This is a genomic window from Phenylobacterium sp., from assembly GCF_041919955.1.
In the GTDB taxonomy this organism is placed as follows: domain Bacteria; phylum Pseudomonadota; class Alphaproteobacteria; order Caulobacterales; family Caulobacteraceae; genus Phenylobacterium.
The window spans coordinates 1-3,572 of the sequence record NZ_JAYRSU010000045.1; the positions used below are offsets into that span (position 1 = coordinate 1).

3 protein-coding genes are annotated in these 3,572 nt (G+C 67.7%); all 3 read right to left on the minus strand.

Features of this window, described 5'->3' with window-relative positions; translation table 11 throughout:
• Positions 1 to 1,391: F0F1 ATP synthase subunit beta (atpD, locus tag ACE3T2_RS20935; protein ID WP_374660999.1), on the minus strand; the 1,391-nt coding region annotated here is incomplete at its 3' end.
• 18 nt (positions 1,392 to 1,409) lie between these two features.
• The gene (locus ACE3T2_RS20940) at positions 1,410 to 2,279 is read right to left on the minus strand and encodes a F0F1 ATP synthase subunit gamma (protein WP_374661001.1); all 870 of its coding nucleotides are present in this window, start codon (positions 2,277 to 2,279) and stop codon (positions 1,410 to 1,412) included.
• A 19-nt stretch (positions 2,280 to 2,298) separates the two neighbouring features.
• Positions 2,299 to 3,572 (minus strand): F0F1 ATP synthase subunit alpha (atpA, locus tag ACE3T2_RS20945; protein ID WP_374661003.1); only part of this gene is annotated, 1,274 nt, incomplete at its 5' end.

Sequence of the window (3,572 nt, forward strand, 5' to 3'; positions counted from 1 at the left end):
TGGATCTTCCGGGCGCGGGCCACGGTCAGCTTGTCCTCTTCCGACAGCTCGTCCATGCCCAGGATGGCGATGATGTCCTTCAGGGCCTTGTAGGCCTGCAGGGTTTCCTGGACGCGGCGGGCGACGCTGTAGTGCTCGTCACCGATGACCAGCGGGTCCATGATCCGCGAGGTGGAGTCCAGCGGGTCCACGGCGGGGAAGATGGCCTGGGCGGCGATATCGCGCGAGAGCACGGTGGTCGCGTCCAGGTGGGCGAACGAGGCGGCCGGGGCCGGGTCGGTCAGGTCGTCGGCGGGAACGTAGATGGCCTGGACCGAGGTGATCGAACCCTTGGAGGTCGAGGTGATGCGCTCCTGCAGGTTGCCCATCTCGGTGGCCAGGGTGGGCTGATAACCCACGGCCGAGGGAATGCGGCCCAGCAGAGCCGACACTTCCGAGCCGGCCTGGGTGAAGCGGAAGATGTTGTCGACGAACAGCAGCACGTCCTTGCCTTCCTGGTCGCGGAAGTACTCCGCCTGGGCCAGGCCGGTCAGGGCGACGCGGGCGCGGGCGCCCGGGGGTTCGTTCATCTGGCCGTAGACCAGGGTGCAGCGGCTGTCGCCGCCGCCGCCGGGCTGGTTCACGTTCGACTCGATCATCTCGTGATAGAGGTCGTTGCCTTCGCGGGTGCGCTCACCGACGCCGGCCAGCACGGAGTAACCGCCGTAGGCCTTCGCGATATTGTTGATCAGCTCCTGCATGGTCACGGTCTTGCCGACGCCCGCGCCGCCGAACAGCCCGATCTTGCCGCCCTTGGTGTAGGGGCAGAGCAGGTCGATGACCTTGATGCCGGTGACGAGCACTTCGGCCGCCGTCGACTGCTCGGCGAAGCTGGGGGCTTCCCGGTGGATCGGGGCGTAGAAGGGGGTGTCGATCGGGCCGGCTTCGTCGATCGGGTCGCCGATGACGTTCATGATGCGGCCGAGGGTCGCCGGGCCGACCGGAACGGTGATCGAACGGCCGGTGTCGGTCACGGGCTGGCCGCGGGTCAAGCCCTCGGTGGTGTCCATGGCGATCGTGCGGACGGTGTTCTCACCCAGGTGCTGGGCGACTTCCAGCACCAGGCGGAACGGGGCGCCGGTCCGCTGGTCGGTGTTGGTGGTCTCCAGCGCGTTCATGATCGCCGGCAGGTGGCCGTCGAACTCGACGTCGACGACGGCGCCGATGATCTGCGAGATGCGGCCGGTGGCCACGCCGGCGGTCGCGGCGGCCTTCGGCGCAGCGGCCTTGGCGGCGGCGGGGGCCTTCGGAGCAGCAGCCTTCGGCGCGGCCTTGGCGGCGGCGGCCTTCGGCGCGGCGGCCGCCTTCGGGGCGGCGGGCTTCTTGGCGGGAGCCTTGGGGGTCGTGGCCATGGGTCGGACTCTTTCGGGTTAGATCGCTTCGGCGCCGGAGATGATCTCGATCAGCTCCTTGGTGATCTGCGCCTGGCGTGAGCGGTTGTACTGCAGGGTGAGGCTGGCGATCATGTCGCCGGCGTTGCGCGTGGCGTTGTCCATCGCCGTCATCTGAGCGGCGTAGAAACCAGCCTGGTTCTCGAGCATGGCCGACAGCACCTGGACGGTCAGGTTCCGCGGCAGCAGGGTTTCGAGGATTTCCTCTTCGCCCGGCTCGTACTCATAGGCCGCGCCCTTCAGGTCGATCGTCGCCCCACCGTCCTCGACCTGGGCCGGGATCAGCTGGGTAAGCGTCGGAACCTGGGCCACGACCGAACGGAAGCGGCTGAACGCCAGGGTGACGACGTCGATCTCGCCGGCTTCGAACAGCTCGGTGATCTTGTCGGCCACCGGCTGGGCGGTCGCCATCGACGGGACGCCGGCCTCGAAGAACCCGACGAAACGTTCGCCGTACTGGCGCTTCAGCTGGTCGCGGGCCTTCTTGCCGACGACCAGGATCTTCACGTCCTTGCCCTGACGGACCAGATCGTTGATCCGCTCGCGCGCGGCGCGGATGATCGAGGTGTTGAAGCCGCCGGCCATGCCGCGGTCCGAAGTCGCCACGACCACCAGATGGCGGTCGCTGCGGTCCGTGCCGACCAGCAGCTTCGGCGCGCCGTCGCCCGACACGCCCGCCGCCAGGTTGGCGATGACCGAAGCCATGCGCTGGGCGTAGGGCCGGGCGTTTTGCGCAGCGTCCTGCGAGCGGCGAAGCTTCGCCGCCGCCACCATCTGCATCGCCTTCGTGATCTTCTGCGTGGCTTTCACGCTTCCGATCCGATTGCGCATCTCCTTGAGGCTGGCCATCTCCTAAAGCTCCGCTGACTTACGCGAAGCTCTTGGTGAAGGCTTCGAGAGCTTCCTTCAGCTTGGCCTCAGTGTCCGCCTTCAGCTCCTTGCTGGTGCGGATGGTGTCCAGGATGTCCTGGTGCTTGGAGTGCAGGCGGGCCAGCAGCTCGCTTTCGTAGCGGCCGACATCGGCGGTCGCGACGCCGTCGAGATAGCCGCGGGTGCCGGCGTAGATCACCGCCACCTGCTCTTCGACCGCCAGCGGCGAGTATTGGGCTTGCTTCAGCAGCTCGGTCAGGCGCTCGCCGCGGGCCAGCTGGCGCTGGGTGGTGGCGTCGAGGTCCGAACCGAACTTCGCGAAGGCGGCCATTTCACGATACTGGGCGAGCTCGCCCTTGATCGGTCCGGAGGCCTGCTTCATCGCCTTGATCTGGGCCGAGGAGCCCACGCGGCTGACCGAGATGCCGACGTTCACGGCCGGGCGGATGCCCTGGAAGAACAGGTCGGTTTCCAGGAAGATCTGGCCGTCGGTGATCGAGATCACGTTGGTCGGAATGTAGGCTGACACGTCGTTGGCCTGGGTTTCGATGACCGGCAGGGCCGTCAGCGAGCCCGAGCCGTTGTCTTCGTTCAGCTTCGCGGCGCGTTCCAGCAGGCGGCTATGCAGATAGAAGACGTCGCCCGGATAGGCTTCGCGGCCCGGCGGACGGCGCAGCAGCAGCGACATCTGGCGGTAGGCGACGGCCTGCTTGGAAAGGTCGTCGTAGATGATGACGGCGTGCATGCCGTTGTCGCGGAACCACTCGCCCATGGCGCAGCCGGCGAACGGAGCCAGGAACTGCAGCGGGGCCGGTTCCGAGGCGGTGGCCGACACGACGATAGTGTAGTCCAGGGCGCCGCGCTCTTCGAGCGTCTTCACGATCTGGGCGACGGTCGAGCGCTTCTGGCCGATGGCGACGTAGATGCAGTAGAGCTTGGCGCTCTCGTCACCGGTCGCGTTCACCGACTTCTGGTTCAGGATGGTGTCGACGGCGACGGCGGTCTTGCCGGTCTGACGGTCGCCGATGATCAGCTCGCGCTGGCCGCGGCCGACCGGGATCAGCGAGTCGATGGCCTTCAGGCCGGTCTGCACCGGCTCGTGCACCGACTTCCGCGGGATGATGCCCGGCGCCTTCACGTCCACGCGGCGGCGCTCGGCCACGTTCTGGATCGGGCCCTTGCCGTCGATCGGCTCGCCCAGCGGGTTGACGACGCGGCCCAGCAGGCCCTTGCCGACCGGCACGTCCACGATTTCCGACAGGCGGCGGACTT

Coding starts and splice junctions, on each gene's coding strand:
- ACE3T2_RS20940 (WP_374661001.1), bottom strand. CDS start 2,279: ATGGCCAGCCTCAAGGAGATGCGCAATCGGATCGGAAGCGTGAAAGCC.